Source organism: Pseudoalteromonas sp. DSM 26666, from assembly GCF_900116475.1.
GTDB lineage: Bacteria > Pseudomonadota > Gammaproteobacteria > Enterobacterales > Alteromonadaceae > Pseudoalteromonas > Pseudoalteromonas tetraodonis.
Map to the genome: position 1 here is coordinate 346,761 of NZ_FPAR01000002.1, position 24,557 is coordinate 371,317.

The following is a 24,557-nucleotide window of genomic DNA, read 5'->3' on the forward strand; positions in this document are numbered from 1 at the left end:
GGATTCGTTTACTTTGGTTACCCAAAATTCCTTGAAATCATTATCTTTAAAACAGCAATGAAAAGGTCTTCAGAATTCCTTTCCCTAGATGAAGACAATGTCTCAAAAATTCCTTGTTTCTATATAAGACACACGAATTATAATGCCCTAAAACTAAAGAAACAACCTTAAAAACAAGTTATTTTGAATTAACTTTAGTTAATTCAACATCGAACTCATTATCTTTAATTAACAATGAGATAGATGTTACTTTTTCACCTTCAACCATGCTTGAAAGCAAGATCTCAGACAATAGAGGTAGTACTTTATTCTGTAATATCGTGTGAATATTTCGTGCACCCGATCCGGCATTTTGACAATTTGCAATAATGTGCTCAATCACATCATCGTTATACGTTAATTGCGCATCATAGTGCTTTTTAACACGCTTAATTATTTTACTAATTTGCAACGCAGCAATCTGGGTAAGAATTTCATCACTTAACGGAATATATGGAATAACGTTAATTCGTCCTAAAAATGCAGGCTTAAATGCCCCTAATAAATCATCTTGTAGTGCTTTTAATAAGCCTTTAATACTTGGCTTGCTTTCTTCATCTTCAAATAAGCTCATTGTGGTATCAGTACCCACATTTGAGGTCATAATGATGATGGTGTTTTTAAAGTCGATGTCTCGGCCTTCACCGTCTTTTATGGTGCCTTTATCGAATACTTGATAGAAGATATCTTGTACGCCAGGATGCGCTTTTTCCATTTCATCTAGCAGCACCACACTGTATGGTTTTCTTCTTACTGCTTCGGTTAAAATACCGCCTTCGCCATAACCAACATAACCTGGAGGTGAGCCAAGTAGTAATGACACTTTATGCTCTTCTTTAAACTCAGACATGTTGATAACCGTTACGTTATCTTCACTGCCATACACTTCTTGTGCTAGTGAAAGTGCGGTCTCTGTTTTACCCACTCCGCTTGGGCCTGCCAGCATAAATATACCATTAGGGCGACTTTCATCTGCAAGCTGAGCACGGGAGGTTTGTACTACTTTAGCCATAAGTTCAAGCGCATGATCTTGGCCAACTACGCGTTGTTTCATTTGCTCAGCTAAATTTAAAATGCCATGAATTTCATCTTCATGCATTTTACCAACAGGAATACCAGTCCAATCAGAAATAACCTGTGCAATCAACTCTTCATCAACTTGCCAATGCACCATATTATGTTCGTACGAGGCTAGCTTAAGCTTGCTTTCTTTTAACTGCTCAAGTACTTCAACAGAAGAGTCTGCATCGTTGGTGTTAATCGATTCAAGCGCTTGGTTTAATTCTGCAACGATGCCTTTTTCAACGTTGAACTGCTCATTTAATGGTTCAAGTTGCTGTTCAATCTCAACTAGTTCAGATTTAAGTGCTGATAATTGTTCGCTGTGATCTAAACCGGTTTTTTGCTCACGATTTAACATTAAAACTTGCGCTTCAATTTCACTAAGTCTATTCATTAACTGCTCAATCGCATTAGGTGTCGATGCTTGACTCATAGCAACACGAGCACAGGCCGTATCTAACAATGCAACTGCTTTATCGGGAAGTTGCCTGGCAGTAATGTATCTGTGCGATAGATGCACCGCACTTTCAAGTGCTTGCTCTGAAATAAACACTTTATGATGCTTTTCCATAACAGGAACTAAACCACGTAGCATAGCAACCGCTTTTTCTGGCGATGGCTCTTCAACCTTTACCACTTGGAAACGACGTGTTAGTGCAGCATCCTTTTCAAAAAACTTTTTATATTCAGCCCACGTTGTTGCTGCAATTGTACGTAATTCCCCTCTTGCTAAAGCAGGTTTTAGCAAGTTAGCCGCATCGTTTTGACCCGCTTGTCCGCCACTACCAATCATAGTGTGAGCTTCATCTATAAAAAGAATCACCGGATCAACAGCGTTTTTAACTTCGTTAATTAACGACTTTAAGCGATTTTCAAACTCACCTTTCATGCCCGCACCTGCTTGAAGCAAAGCCAAATCTAGGCTGTGCAACTTAACGTTTTGTAATACTGAAGGTACGTCTTTTTGGGCAATTCTTAGGGCAAGTCCTTCAACCACAGCGGTTTTACCTACACCCGCTTCACCCGTTAAGATTGGGTTGTTTTGACGACGTCTAGTTAAAATATCAACCATTTGACGTATTTCAAAATCACGACCTAGAATAGGGTCTATTTTCCCCGCTTTTGCTTGAGCGGTTAAATCAACTGTAAATTGATCTAAGCTTGGTGTTTTAGATGAACCATTTGCAGGTGTTGTAGCACTTGCAGTGCTGGTATTACGTTCTTGCGATTGGGCAACAATTTCAGGCCATGCGTGTAACAGTTGTCCAGGTTCTATATTATTGAAAAGCTTACTACAACGCGTTACTAAACTAGACAAGGTATCGTCTTTTGTGAGCGTGTAAATAACGTAAGCACTACGAATTTGCTCATCGGTGAACTCAATACTGGTACTTAACCATGACTGCCTTAATAAGGTAGTCACATGCACTGATAGGCTAGGCGATGAATCACTGCCCGTTTTAAATGACTCTAGTGATTGGTTTAAATCTTGCTTTACCTGATCAATATCAATATCGAACGAACCGAATATGAGCCTAACATCGTCTAGTTGCTGCTCAATCATAGCTAACAACCAATGCTCTAATTCAACCGTAAAATGGCTGCGGCTATTACATATTGCAACAGCTGCCTCTAAGCTTTTTCTACAATCTGGACTTAGTTTTTCAACTAATTTATTTAATGTCATCGTTGACATACACTGTTCCTTTTAATTTTTAATTATCCTTTAAACGATAACTTAATAGGGTTAAATTTAGGGGTGTTTTTACTCGCCATTAAAAAGCTATTAGCGCCAAGTTGGCATTCACGTTTAGACAACTGCACCGCATCAAGTTGTTGAAAATCTGATTCGATGATAAGTCGAAATGAAATCGCATTGCCCGCATAATCTTTTACAATCTTTGTAGCTAACTCAAATAACTTGCCTTTCGGTAACAAGGATTTTGCTTTATCAATATCAGTAGTACTGATATGAATCTCAATATTAGAAGAAATATCCCATATCTTTTTACCTATTACGGTATCAACGCCTAAGCGAGCATGTTGTCCCTCATATAGGCGCTCACTTGCTAAACAAGTTTGTTCTTGTGGTTTCAGATCATGCCACTTTCCTACCATTTGTTTTATGACAACATCACAACCAAGGTAAGAGCTCAATACACTTTTTAAATCAAAAGCGTTACGAATTTTTCGGCTATAAAGGCCTGAAAAGTGCAGCTGATGATCATTATAGCCGCCACTTAAAAGTCCCAATATTTGTGTATATGGGTCTTTGTTTTTATCTTTGTTCACATGATTTAAAGACGGCTTATATTTTTTCCACGCTCGATAATATAAAGACACCAAACGATGATTAAACATATCGTAAAAATCACGCATGGTGGTATCTTTATAGCGAAGACGCTGCATCACCAGCTCGCTGTAAAATTGAGGTAAAGCGCCCGAGCAACCCGTTAATCCCATAAAAGAGACCTGCATGTTGACCTTATGCAACCCATCTTCAAAGCTAGCTTGCTCTAATTTTGTGATAGCGTTACCTGGGTAACCAAATTTTTGTGTTGCGGTAAATTTAATTAACTCTTGCTTTGGGCTACTGTCATACCCTACATAGCGATACTCTAAGCCATGCTTTTTCAGCTGGTTTTCAATAATGAAAACAGCTTTATAAAAATCAACTTGTGACGCTTGAGAAATAATATGCTGGATCATATTAACGGGCTTTCCCCAACTCGAGCAGGCCATTGATAATACACTTGCTCTTGTTCTTTGAGCCTTAAACTAACACGCGTGAAGCTATTTATTGCCGCAAATTGTGCAAAGAAATGATCGAGGATAGAAGCAAAGAAAAACATGCCACTTCCCGAGAAATCATCATTGGCGAAGGTAATTTCAATTTCACTTCCCGTTGCAAAGCTTACTCGCCCTTTTTGCACAACACGCGCCGTTGCGGGTTCTACAATCACGCGGTAAATATTATCGATAAGGCCTTTTGTTTGCGGTGAAGCTCTAAAGTCATACAGCCGTAACACTTCTTTAAGCTTGTTACATGCATCATCTCCACTAAACGCATCAAGGGTTAAATGATTAACTAATTGCCAACGAGTTGCATCGGCTAATATCGGTCTAACTGCATGAGTAAATGGGATTAAACAACGTATTTTTTTTATTACATCACCACGTTCAGGCATTAAAAGTCCGAGTTCATCATCTCCAAAAGGCATGCTAGCAGGAAGGTTTCGATTACTGCAATTAGCACGTACTGTTAATACCGTGTTCCCTTCAGCATAATCCATAGCGCTATTTTCAAATCGTGCATCTACCAATGATAGAAACGATTCCGTACCTGACTCAACATAGCCACCGGCCCATGAGGCGGTTTCTCTGCGGATGTGCCAAAATAAATCATCATGGCCTTGGTATCGTGGATGAGTCTGCCCATAAAAAGGACACACTATTTGTTTGTTCCCTTTGTGATCAAACGCAATAACTTCTGAGATACCAATCACCTCTGAGATTTCAGAGTCCATATAGCGTGGTGTTAATTGGTATTCGTATTCACTCAGCTCAGGGCGAATCGGTTCTAGTTCTTGCTCAAACATATTGATAATGGGTGTACATCCCATTAAAAACATATTTTTGTCTACTTGCTTTTCAAGCTCGGTTGACTCTGAATCAAGATAAATATACACACTGCATTTGTTAGACTTTTTAGGCAGTGATGAACGAATATTTTCAAGCTCAACAAAGCGAAACTTTTCCGGAAAGGTAAAGTTTTCCACCAGTAACCGATAACCAGCACTTGAGCGCTGCGAATAGGGCACCACCGCTTCATTTGCATCAAAGCCTACGGCTTTTAACTGGTTTTTAGAAAGGTACTTTATACCCTCTTCACCATTATCAAAAGCAATACCAATAGCGTGTTTAAATAATAGTTCATACACTTTAAGCGTATGATGCCATTGGCCATTTATAAATAATCGTAATTTTTCCAGCCCGGTTTCAGCAAGTGATACACCCGGATATTCACCGGTTAGCTCAAGTTTAAAAATTGACTTAGCTTTTTCATGCCAACGAGGCTTAGGGGCAACAAACGGACTATTATCAAATTGGGCACTTGTGATCTCAACAGGCCATAAATAAGTCTCGTAACAGGTTTGAAACTTACATTGCTTCATCGACTCAACATTGGTTTCTACTTCACTGCCTCTTGGAATGACCACACCCGTGGTGGACAGATTTTCAGCTTCTAATTTTACCACCGACATAGAAGGGATAGGCGCTTGGTAGTCTGGCAGCATCTGTCCCAATAGAGCATCAGTTAGCTCAGGAAAGCTGTCATCGAGTTTTTGCCTAATATTAGCAGTTAAAAATGCGAAAGATTCGATTAGCCTAGATACATGAGGGTCTTCAATATGGTCATCGCTTAACTTTAATCGCCCAGCAACTTTAGGGTACTTTTCAGAAAAGTCTTTACCCATGTGGCGAACAAACGCTAGTTCGCGGTTGTAGTACTTTAATAACTCATCGTTCATAAAGAGGCCTCAATAATCTTCATACCTAAATTAACCGGCTCAACTTCAGAATCAAAGCTGATAAATTCAGGTTCTGGATCGGCATACAACAAGGCGTTAATCCTTAGGTTTAATACTCTGTTCACGGGTACTTCATCATCGGTAAACACTTCTACTTCAATAAACCGCGGTTCAAATTTTAAAATTGTATTTCTTACGGTTTCGCATAAAAGTGCACGCCCTTCGTGTGAGCTTACAGACATACTCGAAAAGTCAGGCAAACCATATGATAAACACGAAGTCGACAACTCAGCATATTGTGATGGCCAGGTATGCCACTGAATTCGAGCATTTAGCAGCGCTTCTATGTCTCTACGCACATTTTTTCTCAGCTCACTAATGCTGATCCCCTCAGTACGAGAAGGCGCATCTTGAAAGTCAGGCTCATCGTCAATGAGCCTATCTAAAATAGATGCTTGGAGTTGCTGCTTATGTTCAATCATAATCGTTTATTGCACTTACTCTGCTGTTTCAACGGCGTTGATTTTTAGACTAGGAATAGTGATTGCTTCATCGTTGACAAATAACATTTTCATTCCTTTACCTACAATAAACTCATCTTGTAGCTCATCCCAATCAGAAACCTGACCTAACTTTTCCAGCTCAGTATTTGAGTTTGCATAAACCAATGGTAGGTGTGCCGTGCCTGACGGACCGTCTTTGATAGTGATCTCAACGCGTAACCAAATGCTCTCTAATAAAGACGTTACAGGTTCTACTTTTAATGTTTCAATTTCATTAAAGTTTGCAAGGTAAAACTCGCCATTCGTGCCTAGCACTTCTAAATATGGGCTTAAGCTATCATCTAAATCTCTAATTGCTGAATGCTCATCATCAACGCTTTCAAGACGAAGTGCTTCCATTTGTTTTGCAAGCGTTGCCGCTTCAGATGTTTCGCCTTCAAGTAAGGCTACGTGCATTTTTAAGAACAAGGTGTCTAGCTCATTAGCTTCATGAAAGAGTTTAGGAATGCCCTTACCTTGATAAAAATCTACACGCGATTGTTGTGCGCGAATTAAATGCCTAAGATTAACCGCACCTACAGCAAATTCAGGGTTCTTTTGCACCATAAAATCTAGCTGTTTATCTGCTTTTTCAAGTTCACCGTTAATGCAAAGTAATTCAGAATAAAGACTTCTAATATCAAAATTTAAAGGCTCATCTTGCAACTCTGTAGCGCAACATAATAAAGCATCAGCAAGTTTTCCCTCGCGAATTAAACTGTGTATTTTCTTCATGACTATTCCTTTATTTTATGATGAGGACTGAGCTCTGTTATTAACTTAATACTCGAGACCATTTGGTCTAACTGAAAATGGGGCTGTAACTGCAAAACCGAAAAGTAATGACCCGGATTAGCCTTGTTTTCACTTACTTTTATTTTTGCATTACTGAGTGGGTATTTACTTCTAATGTGCTCAGACGCAGAGTCTGACGCGGTTGTGTAGTTATTGATCCACGCTTGTAAATCTCTTTCACAGGCCTGTGCTGTGCTATAAGAACCAACACGGTCTCGGGCCAATAATTTTAAATAGTGCGCAAAGCGCGATACACATAAAATGTATTGCAACATAGACGATAAGCGCGCATTGATATTAGCAGCGCTTGAGTCGTAATTTTTTGTCTTTTGAACCGACGCATTACTGTAAAAAACAATATGTTCGGTATTTGTAACCGAAGAGGCTGGGATAAAACCGAGTTCAGAAAATTGCTTTTCAAACTTACTGGTTACTAACAAATCCAGTGGCGGCTTGGCTTCTTTTTGATAAGTATCATTAGCAAAACTATCGCGAGCTAGCCCTGTGACTAAGCCTTTTGACACTTTCCCTGGCTCTATACCACGTATATGCCCAAACCAGCCGCTATCGCAGTAAGCTCTGATTATTGTTGATACAAATTGATAGGCTGCATTTCCCCACAGCATATCAGTTTCTGGATTAATAATTTGTTCTTTGAAATAAAATTCTTGATGCCGCTTGCCATCATTAGCATAGGGCGGCCTAACTAGCACATGAGGGAGTGTAAAACCCATGAATCTAGCTTCTTCCATTTTTCTAAAGCTTTGCCATTTTATATATTCAGGCTGTTCAAAATGATTGAATAAATCAGAGTAATAACCTAAGTCGGAAAAACTATCTGCGCCAAATAAGTTAGCCGATGCCGAACATATAAAAGGAGAAAATGCGGCGGCAGCCGTTCTTGACACTTCTTTAATAGTATCTATGTCGTTGTAAATAGTGCCCGCTGAGCAACCATTACTAATTTCATAATCACCAATCACAATACCAAAGGGCTCGCCGCCGGCACTGTCAAATTCGTTTTGATAGAGTAATTGAAAAAACGTACTTTGATCGAAATCTATCGCTTTATTTACGTCTTTTGAGAGCGTTGGCCAGTCACAATTAAGCAATTTAACTTTTACTTTTTTTTCTTTGTCTTGTTGCTCTGTTTGTAATAATAGCCACCATAGATTTCGCCAACTAGCTTCTAAATTTTGAAAGCTTTTCGCATGAATTATATGATTGAGTTGTGCAGAAATCAGTTGATCGAGTTCAATGATCACACGCTGTAAATAAGGACTCAATGACTCCTTATTCCAAGAAAGTGGAGAATCAGAAGAGCCTTCAAGCCATAATAATAACGCTTTATCTAGGTTTTTTTCGTTCAAAAACCTATCGAGTAAAGCGTCATTATCACTTATTCGAGACTGCGACTTTTGTTGAAAAGTGAAGTCTTGATTGATAAATGAAAACTCTTCGTGATTCATTCTATTGCATCATCCTTAATGCGAGAGAGCGGTATTATTAACCGATCTCTGGGATTTTAGCTACAAGGCGTAAAGAAGAGGTAAGCTCTTCCATTTGTAACCAAGGTTTAAGCCAAGCAACAGCGTTATAAGCACCAGGTTGTCCTGGGATCTCTTTTACAGATACTTTCGCATCAGCAAGAGGGTAACGTGCTCTAATATCTTGACCACCGCCCTCTGTCGCATTTACATAAGACAGAATCCAACGGTTTAACCATGATTCAACGTCTTCTGCTTCCATAAAGCTACCAATTTTATCGCGCGCCATTACTTTAAGGTAATGAGCAAAACGAGAAGTCGCCATTAAGTAAGGTAAGCGTGCTGAAATGGCAGCATTAGCGGTTGCATCAGGTGTTGAGTAGATTTTTGGTTTTTGACAGCTTTGGCCACCAAAGAAAACAGCATAATCAGTGTTTTTATAGTGACATAAAGGCAAGAAACCTAACTGGCTTAGCTCAGCCTCACGACGGTCTGTAATGCCAATTTCTGTAGGACATTTAAGATCTGGATCGCCATCATCACTTGTAAATATGTGCGTTGGTAAGCCTTCTACTTTACCACCACCCTCTGCGCCACGAATAGCAGTACAGAAACCATATTGAGAGAAAGCAGCGGTCATGTTTGTTGCCATAGCGTATGCGGCATTACTCCAACAGTAATCACTATTATCAGTGCTGACTGAACGGCCATCTTTCGCTTCAACTTCAAACTCTTCGTAGTTAAATTCTTCAACTGGTTTTGACGCTGCACCATAAGGTAAACGCGAAAGGAAACGCGGCATAGTAAGTGATACAAAGCGTGAATCATCGCTGTCTCTAAATGAACGCCATTTAGTGTATTCTAGTGATTCAAACACTTTTTCTAAATCACGTGGCTTAGTTAATTCTTCCCAATTATCAAAACCAAATAACGACGGTGATGATGCGGCAATAAATGGACAGAAACCAGCAGCTGCAACATTAGACATTAAGCTTAATGTTTCAACATCTTCTGGGTGATTAGTAAATTCAAAGTCACCTACAATCGTGCCATACGGTTCACCACCTGGGGTACCAAATTCTGACTCATATATTTTCTTAAAGGTTTGGCTTTGATCAAACTCAACAGCTTTACTTAAGTCTTTATGCAGCTCTTTCTTTTTCATGTTTAAAACACGAATTTTTAATGTTGAGCTAGTTTCAGAATTCATCACTAAGTGGTGTAATCCGCGCCATGAGCCTTCAAGTTTTTGAAACTCATCCGTGTGCATTACGACACTTAACTGCTTTGAGATTTTTTGATCGATTAATTGAATTGCTTCATTAAACGTCACAGTCATGTTTTTGTTCCATTGAACTGTGCCTTTTAATGCTTCTTCAGTTAACGTTTTCAGTAACTCTTCAGCACGGCTTGACTCTGTTTGTTTAGTCGCACCAATTGCTTGCTCTAAAAGTGAAGAACTAACTTCTGCTACCGATTCTGATTCTGTTGCTAATTGTTCAGTGCTCATTTATCAGTCTCCTCTAAGTTAAGTTCTTTCGCCATCGAGTCTAAGCTTGCTGTGTTGCTTAATACTTCTTCTAGTACGTTTTCAAGTTCTTCTGAGCGGTCAATCTTCGTCATCAAGTCACGAAGCTTGTTACGCGTTTCCATCAATTTGCGTAACGGCTCTACTTGATTTACAACGGCTGCAGGCTCGAAATCGTCAATCGATTTGAAGTTCAAATTAACTTCAAACTGAGAACCATCATCCGTTAATGTGTTGTCTACTTTTAAACGTAGAGATGGGCTCATACGCTTTAAAACATCATTAAAGTTATCACGATCAATTTGAATAAAACGTCTATCTTTTAGTGGCTTAAGCGCTTCTGTATTATCACCAGAAAAATCGCCCATTACACCCACTACAAAGGGTAATTCTTTTTTTACTGCCGCGCCCTCGGTTTCCACATCATAAGTGATATGTACTCTAGGTTTACGAACTCGTTTTAACTTATCATGGATACTCATTGAGAACTCCTTTTACTATGTTTCAGTTTCGCTGATCTTAATGCCAGACAACTTAAAGTATCCAGTCCTAGCATCACTATCTGTAATTAACTCATTTAATAACTCAGGTAGCGATAATTCGCTCCATCGAATAACTTGTTCTATCGTGTAAGACATCGGTGAATGAGGTTCAGTCTTTCTGAAAAAAGTCGCAATTTCTTGAAGTTTTTTAATTGCGTTTTCTCTTGAATTAATCTCATCACTGCTAAGCTTTTTAGGTTGCTCTGAGTCAGCTTGAATCGCATCCTCAACGAGTTCCTCTTCAGGCTCAGCGTTAGCTTTATCTAGTGCAGTTTGCGCTGCTTCAAGCTTATCTGCTGCTACGTGTTTTACCGCCGCTAAGCTCACTTCTAATGCTTGTTTGATGTTAGACGTCGGTTGTGGCTCACCTGTCACCTCATCCATAACTTCGCTCAAGGCAGCAAACTGCTCTATCGCATCTTCAATATCGTTTTTTAAAGACACAAAAAATTCGGTACTGGTCTCAGCGGCACTTTTTTCTAATTGCTCAAAATCAACTGCGCCTTGGGCTATTTTCTTTTCGCGCTTTTCATCATTTAAACGCGAAATATCATACCCTTGCTGATACTCCCAAAAAGAAAAAGGATCCATACTGACACTGTCTGTCATATAAATGCTTTTTATTGGGATGATCAACGTGCCTTCACCGGCTGTACCATTTAAGCCAACTAAGGCAGACACTTTGTCTGAAATTTCATCACCGTCATCAAGTGTTGGATAAAGGGATTCAAAATGGTGTTCAAGCAAATACTTGGCAACGCGAAAACCAAACGCTATTCCTTTAAACCCGTGAACGCGGCATAAACCTTCAATTAGCCATGCAAGGTATTCAATATCCTTGCTTTCGCTTTTAACTGCCTCACTGCATTGTTCAAGTAATGGCAGCCAATCTCGCGAAAGTGAAGCAATTCCCTCTTCATCGACTAAGGCATTTCTTTCAGCCGCACGAAGTTGGTTTCTTAAATCTTTTAAGGCATAGTAAGTAGACGTTGGAGAGACGTCTGAGCGCGGATCAATACCTGCAAACTCAGCATCTGAAATAGGGGAAATATACTCTTCAAATAAAAACATTCCATTGTCCTAAATATTATCCATGTGCTCTAAGAAGCAAAGCGGAAATTATATTACATTCTTTAAATTAAATTACAAGCCTTGACGCTATTATGCCGATAAGCTGGCTAATGTTATTTTATAAATAATTGAAATAACAGTTTTTTTGTTCCTGATTTATTTACAACTTTTTTTCTTGATTATACTAAAACAGGCTTAATCAGCTACTTAGTGAACAATGGAATCGTTGCCTCATCTTGCAAATTGCAAGATTGTATCGATTGATTGGCATCCACATCATCATATTTTACTAAAATACAGGTCACGTTATCTTTGGCTCCTCTGACTAACGAAGAATGCATTAACGCCATTCCTGAATCAATAATACTAGAGGGCTCTAATGACAAACATATTTCTTCATCTGATAACTCGCCAGTAAGACCATCTGAGCACAGTAAAAATATATCGCCTGTGTTTATATCCCCTTCAACAACATCAACTTTTACTTCATCCATTACCCCTACGGCACGGGTAATTACATTAGATAGTGGATGATTTTTAGCTTCTTCAACAGAAATCATTCCTTCATCTATTAAGTCGTTAACTTGGCTATGATCTCTAGAAACTTGAGTCAACTTACTATTGCGTAACAAATAAGCTCTGCTATCGCCAACCCATAAAATGTAATAGCGCTCATTTTTAACAAACAAAGCTGTCACCGTGCTGCCCGCTGTTTTGTTGCTTAAGTATTGCGCGCTATATTCAGTTAATTGTTTATTTGCATCTTCAATGGCTTTAACAATGTCACTGACGTTTAAATCTTCTAGTTTAAACTTTTCAACATGGGTTCTTATAACATCAACAACTAATTGGCTGGCAACTTCACCCGCTTCATGTCCTCCCATACCATCAGCTACTACCCATAAATTATGGCTGTTAATTTCTACATGCGCGTCTTCGTTAAGTTGCCTAACAGCACCTCGGTGGGTAATGGCATAACTTGAGCTTAAATTATTAATCACTATTTTTTACCTGTGTAAAATTCCATTCCCAATGTTTCCATCGTCCATCTAGCATAGCGGCCACTTGATTTACAGGCGGTAGAGCCGAAGTGATCAACACCATAGGCTTAATATTGCATGAGCCATGAGTCCACCAAACACTGTAATCACCATACTTTTTATATAAAATGGCATGCATGGCATCTTGTAAAATGTGATCACTTAATTCGGTACCAGAAAACTCCAATGCTGTAGCCTGTTTATTCTTATCTAGCGAGTTTGCAAAACTAACTTGCTTTTTAGTTGAAGTAATTTCGCTCAAAGTATTAGCTAACTCTTTACGCCAAGAAAATAAATCAACGGAGCCATCAAGTACTTTGAGTACTGCATCTTCGTACTCCAACGAAAAAACACCAGAATGAAGCACATCGACAGGCGCAATATGTGTTGTTCGCGTTACCGTGAGAGGATAATGCCTCCCCACAGCATCCATACTTGGCAATAACGTGCCCATAATGCCAGTATCACCCACAATATTTGGGCTTAAGGCAAAATGCCAAACGGGACCTGTTAAATAGTTTTCTTGCCAAACATCACCAAGCTGTTCTTTACTTACAGCAATGGCAGCCTGAAGCCATTGCTCCCAATGCTCTGAAAACTCTTTAGTAACATTATCTTGAACAAAGTCGCCTAAACAAGGGACTTTGCCAAGGTAACCAATATCTACAATCGGGTCGGACATGAGAACTTCTCTACACTGCTATTCCAAAAAGGATGCCTGATTGAACTCGGCAATAATTCTACTTTTGCATTGTTACCCATTAGTGAGAAATGCAGCTCTAAGTCTTCTCGCGTTTTACTTCGCTTTTCACTCAGTTCATCTAACATTCTGTATAGTGACCACTCACCTTGGTAGGTGGTGTTAATTGAACGCCCACCATTTGGTGGAGTAAACACCACTCGAGTTTTGCTTTGACCACTTGCACCAGGCCAAACAAAATTGGTCACCTTAAGCGGACCATGACGATAAATCATAGATTGGCCATCAATTTCAATCATGAAGCTTGAGACCGTTTTATCTAATTTAAAGGTACGCAAGCCAAACTCAATTCTTGGAGTATTACTACCACGGTCAAAAAATGCGGTTTGAATTTTGTAAGCATGCTCGAACATTTTTAACGTGTTGTTGCTAATACCAATATCTTTTTCAAACTTCCAAGGGGTTGAGCTCATGTCTACACTCGGAGCTACGTAGCTATTGAAAAAGTTGTCTATGGTGCCATTAGGACCAAAGAAGCGGGTAAAGTCTTTAATGCTGACTTCTTTTTCAGCCTGCGGAGCAAATGGGTAACGGCCCACAATCGCCGCGTTATACTCGCGTAAAACTTTACTTTTCCAAATTTCATTTAGATGCCTGTTAGCACTATTTTTGGTTATGTTGCTAGTATCTCTACTAATATCCAGTAACCAACTATTAAATGGATAAGGTAAGTCGCTGCTTTGATACTCTAATTGGCGAATAAAGCTAGGTTTACTCTTACCGCTTATTTGATCTTTAATGGAATACTTAAGCTGATCGCCTCTATCAAGCTTGGTTAAATAAATATTTAACTCTCTTAAATTTTTCTGAATATTATCAAGTTGCTGAACATCAATATCGATAATATCTTCAAAGGCTTCTTCTACTTGGTAACCTGGTAGATCAATTTCAAATTTTGGAGCTTCATCAGGTAAAAAGCGCTTAATTCGATTTGCTTTAGTTTGCATAGCGACTTTAGCAGCATTGGCTGCCACATCACCGGCTACTTTTTGATTTTCAGATACTGGGAGTTTAGTAAGCTGAACATTCTTTTTCACCGCATTAATGATATTTTTAATCGGTGCTTCAGAGCCTGCTAGCACATCAGTAATATTGACGCCTTCAGCGGGTGAGCTGTATTGATTAAGACTCAAGTCATCTAAAAATGACTGCCAATAATAAATGTAATCTTGGAAATAGCGCTGCTCTAGTTTCTTCTCTATCTCCGCTTTAGAAATATCGTAAGTTCCTGAGGCTTCTTGCCCGTAAACCCAGCTACTAGCCATTAAGTTGCCAAGCATTTTTCCTTTTTCAATATTAAAAATGCCATGAAAACCATTAAAAGTGTATAACCCTGGAATGCTTCGCGTTAAGTCGCCGTTATTACGAAAAGTAAACTTTTGTGCACTTTCAAAGCTAATAATATCGGTTAGTCTGAAAGGCGGAATACTACTATCGAGAAAATCAGCTTGAAGACGCTGGTATGCTCTTTCCGCAATCGGTAGTTTAGTTAACTCTGCACGTGCAACTCGCACAGCTTGGTTATCTATTTCGGTTTGCGTGATTCCCTCATTGAGTAAAGCTGAAATATGATTCATTAACTCACCACGCGTTTGCATATTCAAATCACCGGGTAAGTTTCTGTCTAAATAAGCACTGAACCACACCACAATATCTTCACTTTCAAAGTATTCAGGTTTAAACAACATTAAGTAACACTTTAGCGTTTCATATAAATAGCTTAAGTGTTCTGGATGCGCTTCCATTTCCTTAATTAAAGTATTAGCAACAAATGGCTCTAAATACGTTTGTAAAGAACGCTTGTAAGCATTAGTAGAAGATTCTTTAATTTCGGTTAACTTATTAAAACCAACTGATGAAGCATCCTCAGGGTTAATGAGCTCAGAGTTAGTAGCAGGTAGATTTCTCAGTGCATTTAGTCTGTCGTTCAACACCAATAAATTATTTCTATCAAACGAAGAGGCATCGAGCTCTTGGTAAGTAGTAATTGCCTCATCGGTGGCGTCTATTAAGTTGCTATTCCATGCAAAACTAAAGTACCACGAAACTGAAAAACCTAATAAAGCAACACACGCAGCTGAAATACTTGCAACGCGAAGCCATTTATTTTGCTTATCATGATGTTTGTTAGTGCTTGCTAAGTTTTGCTCAGGAAAAATAACACTTTCTAAAACATTCTTAATAAAGAAACTTTTAGATTGATTTATGTAATCTGTTTTCCCTGCGCTCACATCATTTAAAAAGCTTGACGGTGTCCCTTCTTGCGTCGCACTGGTTAAGTACACCCCTCTGAACATGGGTAATTCTTCATAGGCATTGGGGGTGAAAATTTCTTTTAAAAAGTCATCACCTACGCCCTGCAATACCCGTAACTGTCGAGGGAATTCAAAAATCTTGGCACGAATAGCTTCGTTTCGCTCATTGATAAGCCGACGATTTAACATCTCTGTAAGCTTAGAAATTAAAGCATGGAACTCTTTATTGAACGCATCTACCTGAGTATCTTTATCTAAATCAAGTTCAAAGGTAATTCCCCAAACCTGCTCACATTCTTCTTCAGTTAGCTCAGCAAAAAACTCTCTAAAGCCTTCAATTAAATCAACTTTAGAAAAAATAACATAAACAGGAAATGTCATCCCTAGTTGGTTTTGTAATTCTTGAAGACGCTGTTTTATAGCACGAGCATGTAGGTTTCGCTCAGTTTTGGTCTGGCTCATTAGCTCAGAAATACCCATGCTGATCATCACGCCATTAATAGGACGTAACGGGCGATGCTTTCTTAATAACCCTAAAAAACCTTCCCATGCTCTTGAGTCATGTTTTGCGTGGCTACTTTGTGTTGTGTAACGCCCTGCGGTATCAATTAATACCGCTTTATTGGTAAACCACCAGTCACAATTACGGGTACCGCCTACACCATGAACTAAGTCAACGCCTAGCTTATCTTTTAATGGATAATCGAGGCCTGAGTTATGAATAACCGTTGTTTTACCTGCACCCGGAGGGCCAATCATAATATACCAAGGTAACTGGTATATATTTTTACCTTTAAATAGCTTTACATCTTTTAGTAAATCTATAGCTTCATTCATTCTCGTTTTAAGAGTAGTAATTTCTTCGTTTACTTCACTACTATTGGCATCATTGTTATCAATTAACTCATCTGCCATTTTTTCATCGCGCTTATTTTGCTGCATAAGACGATAAATTTTGGTCACTGAAAAAACTAATAATACCAATAAAATAGTTAATAATCGTGATGCTACACCTGCAAGCGGTACATAGTCTGCCACTGCGATTAAAGGGCCACCAAACCAAATTAATAATGATAAGGCTAAAAAGCCGATAATTAATATAGCGGTTCGTGATGTTAGTGCGTAGGTTATTTTTTTAAATTTTTGTGAGAAACTCATTGCAGCCTCATTAAAATAATAGATCGATTTCAATTCGTCGGTTTAATGACCGAGAAGCTGAATCTGAATTGCTGGCGATAGGCTCTGCAGCGCCCTTTCCTTCTGGCCATAAACGACCGCTTAAGTTGGTACTTTTAGCCATTAAATTAGCAACCTGTGTTGCTCTGGCTAAAGAAAGATGCCAATTAGAAGGATACTTATCTGTACTAATTGGTAAGTCATCTGTGTGGCCCGTTATAAGCACTCGCCCTTTAGTTCCCTCTAAGCTTAACGCTAACTTTTCTAAAATAGGCTGAAATGATGGAAGTAGTTGAGAATCCCCTTGTTTAAACAAATTTTCACTGTTTATCGTTATGCGGATCCCATCGGAATTTTTTGCAACAGCAACAATCCCCATTTTAATTTCTGTTTGCAGTAACTGTTCAAGTACACGCAGCTGCTGATCTTTTTTATCAACCGTTTGATTGACAGCTAACGGATGAATGCCCGCTAGTTTTTCATTAATCGCAAAAACATCGTTATTTAGCTTCATATTTATTGATAGATAAATCATCAATAATATTAGCCCCAGCACAGAAAATATGACCCACAGTGGCACATGATTTCTTAGTTCAACACCTGCAGCAACTCTTTGTTGCCAATTTGGAGATAGTTTATTATTAATTGGGCCATCAAGCTGATTGAGTAAATGATAAAGCTGTGAACGATACTCTTCGACTTTTGTATCGCCGCCGGCATCTAATCGATATTTCCCTTTAAAGCCTAAGTTTAAACAATGGTATTGCAACTCCAAAAACTGTTTGTTTTTTTCAGGTTGCCCTAACCCGGCATCAAGTAGAGTATAAAAATACTCACCACCAAAGGTTTCTTTGTGAAAAGTCGACAGCAGACTTTCATCAGCCCACTCCATTGAGCTCCACTTTGAATTCAATACAGACTCATCAAGAATAGCGCATAGGCAATAGCGTGAATTATTAATCACTTCTTTTGATAGGTGCTGGTTACGGACTTCCACTTCAAAACGCTTTATAGCCTCAACACAGCGGTGTTTGAGCGCTGCTAGATTGCTCATTTCAAGCGATTGATTTATGGATATCACAAGAGAAAAGCAATCTGTTGCCGCTTCTAACAAGGGATTTTTAAAAATTGATACCTTATTATTGCTCATCGGCTTTGCAGAGGGTGGCTCAACCGACATAACGGTTTTATCAGCATCATTTTGCGCTGCACCACTGCTTGGGGTATTTCGCCCTAGTCGGCCAGGGCGTGGTTTTATAATGGTTTCGTCCATTGAAACTCTTCCTTTTAAAAAGTTAAGTTCTAATAGCCCAAAGGCTTAATTGGAGTTCTGGGTAACTTCCTGAGAGGTGGATAGCAATTCCTCCGCTGGAGCGCAGTTTTTCCCAATGTTCACCATGGCGATTTAATTCAAAATAATGAAAACCAGCATGGTAAGGGATCTGTCTTGGCGCTGTTGGCAAGTTACTAATTGTAATACCTGGGATCTGGTTGTTAACAAGATCACGAATGGTTTCAACGCTGCCAATTTTAATTTGCGAAGGTAGAATTTTTCTCAACTCTTCATGCGGAACGCTTGCTTTAATTGCTAAAACAAACTGCGCTGAATTTAAAATAGATTTATCTTTTAAGGCACCAAACGAAATACCAAACTTACTTTGTTCAAGCTTAATTTCAGTCGCGGTTTGCTCAATTACATGACTTAATGATTGGTATAAAAAGTTAACCACTTCACTAAACACTTGCCCTAAATTTGTGTGATCATAATTAGGTAATTTAGGCACTCTTTTATTAGCCGTGCTAAAGGTTGATAACTCACCTGCCAGTTCAATTAAGCGGCTATAAAACACGTTCGGATGTAAACTATTAACGCTGAGCAAATTATTAAATATCGCGTCATATTTATTTAGTGTTTGCAGCATTATAAAATCTGCAACTGACGTACTACCCGCATAACCTTGGCACAACCTAGCAGCAATGCTTTCAGCGCGTTGCTTTATCATTGAGCCAATTTCTCTCACTAGCCCCGATAAAGGTTTACACTGCCCTACTTTTAAAGAGGGAGGAATGTACTTTGCATCTAACTTTATTTGCCCTTCGCTGCTCACATCCACTATTCGTGCTAAAGGCAACACGATATACCCTGAATGATCATCAGAAGACAGCATCAACTTACTGTATACTTTTGCAACTTGAATTATTTCTTGAGACTGCGCTCCCAATAAGTCATCACTCACTGCCAAATCGTTAAGCTTATAGCGAGTAACCATATTATCGTCAGTTGACGATATATTAACGCCACTATTTTTTAGCGCAGGAATAGCCAAATAAACAATTTCATCAAACACATCTTTATTAACCACTAAAGGCTCAGGTAAAGAGGTTGACTGAGGCATATCAATTGGCAATAGATCTGGGGTGATTGCAGTTAATGAATCAACAGCGAATTGACCACTGTTAAGTAATTCATTATCAATACTAATATCAATTATTCCCCATGGATCAGCAAGGTTTCCACTGCATACTTGCTTAATCACATTTGAAATATATTTATCTGATTGCTGAAAGTGCTGAGGTCTTAAAAACATCCCCTCAGTCCAAGCAACACGAGTGTTATCACCCATTTTAAAAATCCTTTTTTATTGCTCTCTCATGTATGTAGCAATCGCTTCTACATTTACATTGATGTCGTCATAACCGGTGGGGTCAACTTCAATAACCGCTCTCCACCTTGCTTGGTCTATATTTCTGTAAGCAACAACAACCCCAACATAACGAGTATTACGATTAAGGCTCATTTTATATTGCTGTACTGAATCAGGTTGAAGCTCTAACTCATCCTTTTTTAATAAATCAGGGCCTAATATCTTTTCTGGCGTATCGTATAAGCTAAAAAAATCCTGCGTGTCAAAAATTGTTCTTGAGCTCAACTCAAAAATTTTCATCACCACCGGAGAAGGGCGTTCGGATGTATCAGGATTAACATTTTTAGATACATTGATGATCAGATCTGTAGAAGGAGGTACGATTTTATTCATCGTAGTACATCCCAGTACCAAAAATAGTAAACTAAAACTCATTAAATAGAGCTTAACTTTATGCATTATTTACTTTCCTTTCTAGAGCGTTTCTTTGATTCGATCGTTATATGCTTTTAAAAAATCATCAGACATAGCCATAGCGCCTTTCGCGTTAACTTCCTGAGAAATATCATCATATAAACTTTGATATAACTTCCAGCATTTAGACTCTATTTGGCCTGGAATAATTTTTAACACGTTAGAATTATCGTTTGCCTGTTGATTAATTTGCACGGGAGAAACTTGCGATAACATCCCTTTGAGCACGCCATCTGCACCAGCGAGCAGTGCTTGCTCGTGCTTGCGTGTATCTACAAAGCTTTCTTTAATAGATTCATTCGAAGATAGAAAGCTTGCACTATTTTTTATGAACAAGTTCTGAATAACATCATCAATATTGGCAGAAAACTTCAATGGGTTGTTCTGTTCGGTCTGAAACATTGTATGGTTCAGTCTTAATTTGTTCTTTACAATCGCGCGTTGGCGTAAAGATTCCATAAGCTCTGTCAGTAATAAACTTAAGCCCTGCCCCATCTCAAACCACAGTTTTTCATTATCTAGAGCACTTTTAAGCTCATCCTTAATCCCCAATCCGTTTAAAAAGGCATCACAAAATACTTTATCATTTTGAGCAAAGCTTTTTACAGGCGCTGTTTGTTTTACAGCTTGCTGCTCAGCATTATAACGTTTAGTCGGTGCGCTTTCTTTTATTGGAGCTGGAGTGTCAACTGGCGCTGAAGAATTCACTTCGTCATTACCAAGATCAAACTCATCGGTATTCATAAGGCGAGTTAGTTCATCCCAATCTTCTGGAATATGATTATCCGCTGTTGCTTGTTGTGAAATTACAGATACCGCAGGCATAGACTCATTCATAATTGAATCATTGAATAACGGCGCAGACTCTGCAGTTTGACTACTATGTGAAGCAAATGTACTTACTTGTTGAGAACTGTTTGAAGTAATAGGATTACTAATATCTGCGTGTGGCTCATCAGCTAAACTAACATCAACCTGAAAATCACCAATAGTTAAGACATCACTATCTGACAAACGTTGTTTATTACCTTGACCTAAAGGCGCCACTGCAAAATTAATAAACAAACCATTGGTTGAATTATCGTATATATAAAAAGAATCGCCTTCTTTTTCAATTCTACCGTGCTTACTTGAGATAATTTTTTCAGGATCGGGAAGATGCCAATCACATCCCTCAGAACGGCCAAAAGTGAGTGAATCTTTTACCGTTTTGGTAGCTTCGATTTCAGGCGAAAGTCTGTGATAACTAGTGATGTTTAGTATCAGTTCCATTTGATAAGTCAGTCCCTATAGCATTATTGTGAACAGGATAAAGTAGAAGCGAAACTATTGTCAACATTGAAATTAACACAGAGAAATGTCGCATTGTAGATTTTGTCTCTAAAACAATACGGCCTATATACTCATCGACGGCGTTTGTTACTTTTCTTTTTAATGCTTTTTAACTAGGCCAAAAATAAACGCTTTAGAGACATCTTCTGGCTTTAAACCGACTTTTTCAATTCACTATAAAGCGAGTTCACCGGCAACAATATGCTATTCAGGCATTGCTATAATTGTATATTTTTGTAAAATACATGCTTATATCAGAGGGAAAATTGATAGGTAAGTAGAGATTATTTACCTTTGTAATTATTTAACTAAACACAATAAAAGGATTTTTTAATGAGCAATATTAATGATAACAACGATAAAACTCAGATTGCTTCTCTAGACTCCAGCACAAAAAAAACATCAAGCATCCATAAACAAAACCTCCTCGGCAAAAAGATATCCGATCGCTACCTAATTGAAGAGCTCATCGGGCAAGGTGGAATGTGTTACATATATCGTGCGCGAGATACCTTTTTAGAAAACAGCGGTCGCTCTGAAGCATCGGTCGCTATAAAAGTGCTCCAAGAAGAGTTTTCCAACTCTGAAGAAGCTATTTCATTATTGAAAGATGAAACAGCAAAAACACAACAACTTGCTCACCCTAGTATTGTAAAAGTTTACTCAGCAGACTCTGATGGCGATTTATATTATGTCACTATGGAGCTCATTGAGGGAGAAACTCTAGAACAAATTATTAAGCGAAATAAACCCTCAGGTTTAGCGTTTAAAAAAGCGAAAATTATTTTAGAACAATTAACTGACGCCCTTATATATGCCCACTCACGTGGCGTAATACATAATGATCTTAAGCCTTCGAATATTATTTTTGACTCTAATGGTAACCTCAAAGTGCTTGATTTTGGTATTGCTAAACACAAAAGTTTGGACGACCAATATGCTGTTAAAAACGAAAGTGAGTTTGCAACCATTGGTGGTTATACTCCAACGTATGCTAGCCCTGAGCAGCTAAAAGGCGGCGAAGCATCCATTAAAGATGATGTATTTTCATTTGCCTGTATTGCTTATGAGCTTCTAAGCAGTAAGCACCCATTTAACCGCATTGCTGCAGATAAAGTTCCTAAAAATACTACTGTAAAAAAACCAAGTAATTGCCCTCTCCTTTTATGGAAAAATTTACATAAAGCATTATCTTTAAGCGCCAGCCAAAGACTCGATTCACTAGAACAAATTTCAAAAACGCTAAAAGTGAACTTAAAACCCGCTATTTTTGCCAGTGTGGCTAGTGTGGCAATTATTGCCTTAATCACTCAAAATTATTTTTCAAGCTCAGATAATACCAAGCAATTACAGGCACAACTTGATAACGCCAAGGCAATCAACCAACAAGTGGAAGCATGGATGTCTTGGCAAGGCCCTACTATTTTAAACAAGCTAGAACAAATTCCGCCACAGTATGAGGTGCTTAAACAAGGATTACTCAGATCAAATCAGCAAAGTATATTAGATAGCTTTAATGATGAAGCAAGCCAGTTTAATAATATTGCGGGCCGTAAATTTAAAGATTTTGATAAAATAATAGCGGTCTATTCTAATGCACTGAACTACTATCCCGATTCAGAAAAACTTTCGATGCAATTAGAAAGTGTATTGAGGGAGCGCCAATCAATTATTTTTGATATTACCGCGAGAATAGATTTATTACTCGAACAATCACGCTACAACGAAGACCAGCCCAATAGTATTGCTCATCTCGTTAAAGATCTAAAAGAAGTAGATAAAACTTACCGTTATCAACCAACAGATCTGCATCTTGATAACTTTACTGTTGCGTTAAACACAGCCATAGAAAGCGATGATGTCATCTCACAAAAAGTACTTTTAAATGTGGGTAAAATTGTATTTTCAAATAACAAAAAAGCAGAAGAGCTTCTTGCTAATTTAATGAAGCGTGAGTCTGCAATTAATGCACTAACCGCATACCAACAAAAGATTAATTTAGGCGAACAAGCCGAGTTTCCTCGTGCCGATGCGGTCATTTTTTATGGTCCAAAGTTTCAACGCTTTTCTGCACAATTAGAAACTATTGAAGATCATAAAGCTTTAATGGAATTTGAAGAGTTTATTAAATCCGAATCGACAGCACTACCCAACGATTTTTCTCTTTTAGTATCACTTAGAAAAGAATTATCGAGACGTTACATTAGTACAGCGAACGATTTAATGAAAAAAAGAATGTATAAAGCAGCTGAACGTTTGGTTGAAAAAAGTGAGGCCATCACGCAATCGTTAGACAATATGCTTTAAACAACTCTTATTTATTGCTCAAAAATAACACAGATATAATTGAATATAGATTAGTTAGCTATTAGACTAACCCAAAATATACATAATAAAGTCAAGGACGACGAGTGCATTTTCATCATCATACACTCCGCCAAGATTTTAAAATATATAGACTTTTTATAATTAATGGAGTACCTATGAAAAATTTAAGCTTATTAGCTGCAGCCGTTATACTTACGGGTTGTTCGACAACTTCTAGTGTAAACAAAACAGAGGAAGTAGTTATTGAGCCAACGCCTCAAGTTAGCGAAGAGAATGCGCCAATATCACTGACTGTTATTACTAACCCTGCTGACTCTAGAGTACGTATTATGAATATAGTGCCTGTATATCAAGACGCTATTGAACTAGATGCAGGTAAATATGATATCGAAGTAAGTAAAGCAGGTTATGTGACTTATAGGAAATGGGTAACGGTTGACAAAAAAACCATCTTAACTATTGAGCTAGATGAAAAACAGCTAAGCCAGTCTGCGCAATAAGCGAATGATCAATTTAAAATGCCTTTATTACGCTCAATAAAGGCATTTTAAATACGGTAATAGGCAAACCACGCGTAACTAATTATACTAATATTAACCACAATACATACCCATAGCACTGCAATAAAAACTCGCTTTTGTGACTTATGTCGTAAACTTTGCTGCGCAATAAGTGCACCGGGCCATCCTCCAAATAAAGCCAATAGATGTAAGTGTCGTTCAGGTATACGACTCACCTTTTTATGGTTTGATTGTACCGCTTTTCGCTTATCCCATGCGTAATATACAAATGTAATACAGCTGATCGATGAAACATATATGGGTAAGTACATTTCAACTTCATTATTTAAGTAAGCTAACCAAAATAAGGCTATAAACAAGCTGGAAAATATAATTAAGCTACTTTTTATCAAAAAATAATCGCCTATAATGAAGATAATTAAAAGAAA

19 protein-coding genes are annotated in these 24,557 nt (G+C 38.3%); 2 read left to right on the top strand and 17 right to left on the bottom strand.

Features of this window, described 5'->3' with window-relative positions; all coding sequences use genetic code 11:
* Window positions 1-178 precede the first annotated feature (178 nt).
* From tssH to tagH, 16 genes are all read right to left on the bottom strand, one after another.
* On the bottom strand, window positions 179-2,797 hold the full coding sequence (tssH, locus tag BM380_RS05500; protein WP_090493407.1) for a type VI secretion system ATPase TssH: 2,619 nt from the start codon (window positions 2,795-2,797) through the stop codon (window positions 179-181).
* 23 nt (window positions 2,798-2,820) lie between these two features.
* The gene (tssG, locus tag BM380_RS05505) at window positions 2,821-3,810 is read right to left on the bottom strand and encodes a type VI secretion system baseplate subunit TssG (protein ID WP_090493410.1); all 990 of its coding nucleotides are present in this window, start codon (window positions 3,808-3,810) and stop codon (window positions 2,821-2,823) included.
* Window positions 3,807-5,633, bottom strand: coding sequence for a type VI secretion system baseplate subunit TssF (tssF, locus tag BM380_RS05510; protein ID WP_013462970.1), 1,827 nt, complete (start codon window positions 5,631-5,633; stop codon window positions 3,807-3,809). Before tssF ends, tssG begins: the two co-directional genes overlap by 4 nt.
* Window positions 5,630-6,115 (bottom strand): type VI secretion system baseplate subunit TssE, encoded by a 486-nt coding sequence (gene tssE / locus BM380_RS05515; RefSeq protein WP_013462969.1) that lies wholly within the window; start codon window positions 6,113-6,115, stop codon window positions 5,630-5,632. Before tssE ends, tssF begins: the two co-directional genes overlap by 4 nt.
* 15 nt (window positions 6,116-6,130) lie before the next feature.
* Window positions 6,131-6,910, bottom strand: a complete 780-nt coding sequence (locus tag BM380_RS05520; RefSeq protein WP_028834235.1) for a type VI secretion system accessory protein TagJ — start codon at window positions 6,908-6,910, stop codon at window positions 6,131-6,133.
* Window positions 6,911-6,912: 2 nt separating this feature from the next.
* Complete coding sequence (gene tssC, locus BM380_RS05525; protein ID WP_028834236.1) at window positions 6,913-8,439, bottom strand: type VI secretion system contractile sheath large subunit; 1,527 nt, start codon at window positions 8,437-8,439, stop codon at window positions 6,913-6,915.
* Between the two features lie 37 nt (window positions 8,440-8,476).
* Window positions 8,477-9,967: a type VI secretion system contractile sheath large subunit gene (gene tssC / locus BM380_RS05530; protein WP_013462966.1), complete on the bottom strand. Its 1,491-nt coding sequence runs from the start codon at window positions 9,965-9,967 to the stop codon at window positions 8,477-8,479.
* Window positions 9,964-10,467 (bottom strand): type VI secretion system contractile sheath small subunit, encoded by a 504-nt coding sequence (gene tssB, locus BM380_RS05535; RefSeq protein WP_010389380.1) that lies wholly within the window; start codon window positions 10,465-10,467, stop codon window positions 9,964-9,966. The genes tssC (BM380_RS05530) and tssB overlap by 4 nt, the downstream gene beginning before the upstream one ends.
* A 15-nt stretch (window positions 10,468-10,482) precedes the next feature.
* Complete coding sequence (gene tssA / locus BM380_RS05540; protein ID WP_024602746.1) at window positions 10,483-11,598, bottom strand: type VI secretion system protein TssA; 1,116 nt, start codon at window positions 11,596-11,598, stop codon at window positions 10,483-10,485.
* Between the two features lie 203 nt (window positions 11,599-11,801).
* Window positions 11,802-12,599 (bottom strand): PP2C family protein-serine/threonine phosphatase, encoded by a 798-nt coding sequence (locus tag BM380_RS05545; protein ID WP_033102984.1) that lies wholly within the window; start codon window positions 12,597-12,599, stop codon window positions 11,802-11,804.
* Complete coding sequence (tagF, locus tag BM380_RS05550; RefSeq protein WP_090493412.1) at window positions 12,592-13,320, bottom strand: type VI secretion system-associated protein TagF; 729 nt, start codon at window positions 13,318-13,320, stop codon at window positions 12,592-12,594. Before tagF ends, BM380_RS05545 begins: the two co-directional genes overlap by 8 nt.
* Entirely contained in the window at window positions 13,302-16,811 is a 3,510-nt protein-coding gene (gene tssM / locus BM380_RS05555; protein WP_090493416.1) for a type VI secretion system membrane subunit TssM, read from the bottom strand. Before tssM ends, tagF begins: the two co-directional genes overlap by 19 nt.
* Window positions 16,812-16,821: 10 nt before the next feature.
* Window positions 16,822-18,102, bottom strand: a complete 1,281-nt coding sequence (gene tssL / locus BM380_RS05560) for a type VI secretion system protein TssL, long form (protein WP_090493418.1) — start codon at window positions 18,100-18,102, stop codon at window positions 16,822-16,824.
* A 22-nt stretch (window positions 18,103-18,124) separates the two neighbouring features.
* The gene (gene tssK, locus BM380_RS05565; RefSeq protein ID WP_013462960.1) at window positions 18,125-19,453 is read right to left on the bottom strand and encodes a type VI secretion system baseplate subunit TssK; all 1,329 of its coding nucleotides are present in this window, start codon (window positions 19,451-19,453) and stop codon (window positions 18,125-18,127) included.
* Between the two features lie 15 nt (window positions 19,454-19,468).
* The gene (gene tssJ / locus BM380_RS05570; protein WP_013462959.1) at window positions 19,469-19,933 is read right to left on the bottom strand and encodes a type VI secretion system lipoprotein TssJ; all 465 of its coding nucleotides are present in this window, start codon (window positions 19,931-19,933) and stop codon (window positions 19,469-19,471) included.
* Window positions 19,934-19,948: 15 nt separating this feature from the next.
* Window positions 19,949-21,220 (bottom strand): type VI secretion system-associated FHA domain protein TagH, encoded by a 1,272-nt coding sequence (tagH, locus tag BM380_RS05575; protein ID WP_013462958.1) that lies wholly within the window; start codon window positions 21,218-21,220, stop codon window positions 19,949-19,951.
* Between the two features lie 393 nt (window positions 21,221-21,613).
* Here tagH and BM380_RS05580 point away from each other — a divergent pair, with 393 nt between their 5' ends.
* Both BM380_RS05580 and BM380_RS05585 read left to right on the top strand, forming a co-directional pair.
* A complete protein-coding gene (locus BM380_RS05580; RefSeq protein WP_013462957.1) occupies window positions 21,614-23,587 on the top strand; it encodes a serine/threonine-protein kinase in 1,974 nt (657 codons plus the stop codon).
* A 176-nt stretch (window positions 23,588-23,763) separates the two neighbouring features.
* Complete coding sequence (locus tag BM380_RS05585; RefSeq protein ID WP_028834242.1) at window positions 23,764-24,108, top strand: PEGA domain-containing protein; 345 nt, start codon at window positions 23,764-23,766, stop codon at window positions 24,106-24,108.
* A gap of 47 nt (window positions 24,109-24,155) precedes the next feature.
* On the opposite strand, the gene BM380_RS05590 is transcribed toward BM380_RS05585, so the two are convergent.
* Window positions 24,156-24,521: a DUF1294 domain-containing protein gene (locus tag BM380_RS05590; protein ID WP_028834243.1), complete on the bottom strand. Its 366-nt coding sequence runs from the start codon at window positions 24,519-24,521 to the stop codon at window positions 24,156-24,158.
* Window positions 24,522-24,557 lie beyond the last annotated feature (36 nt).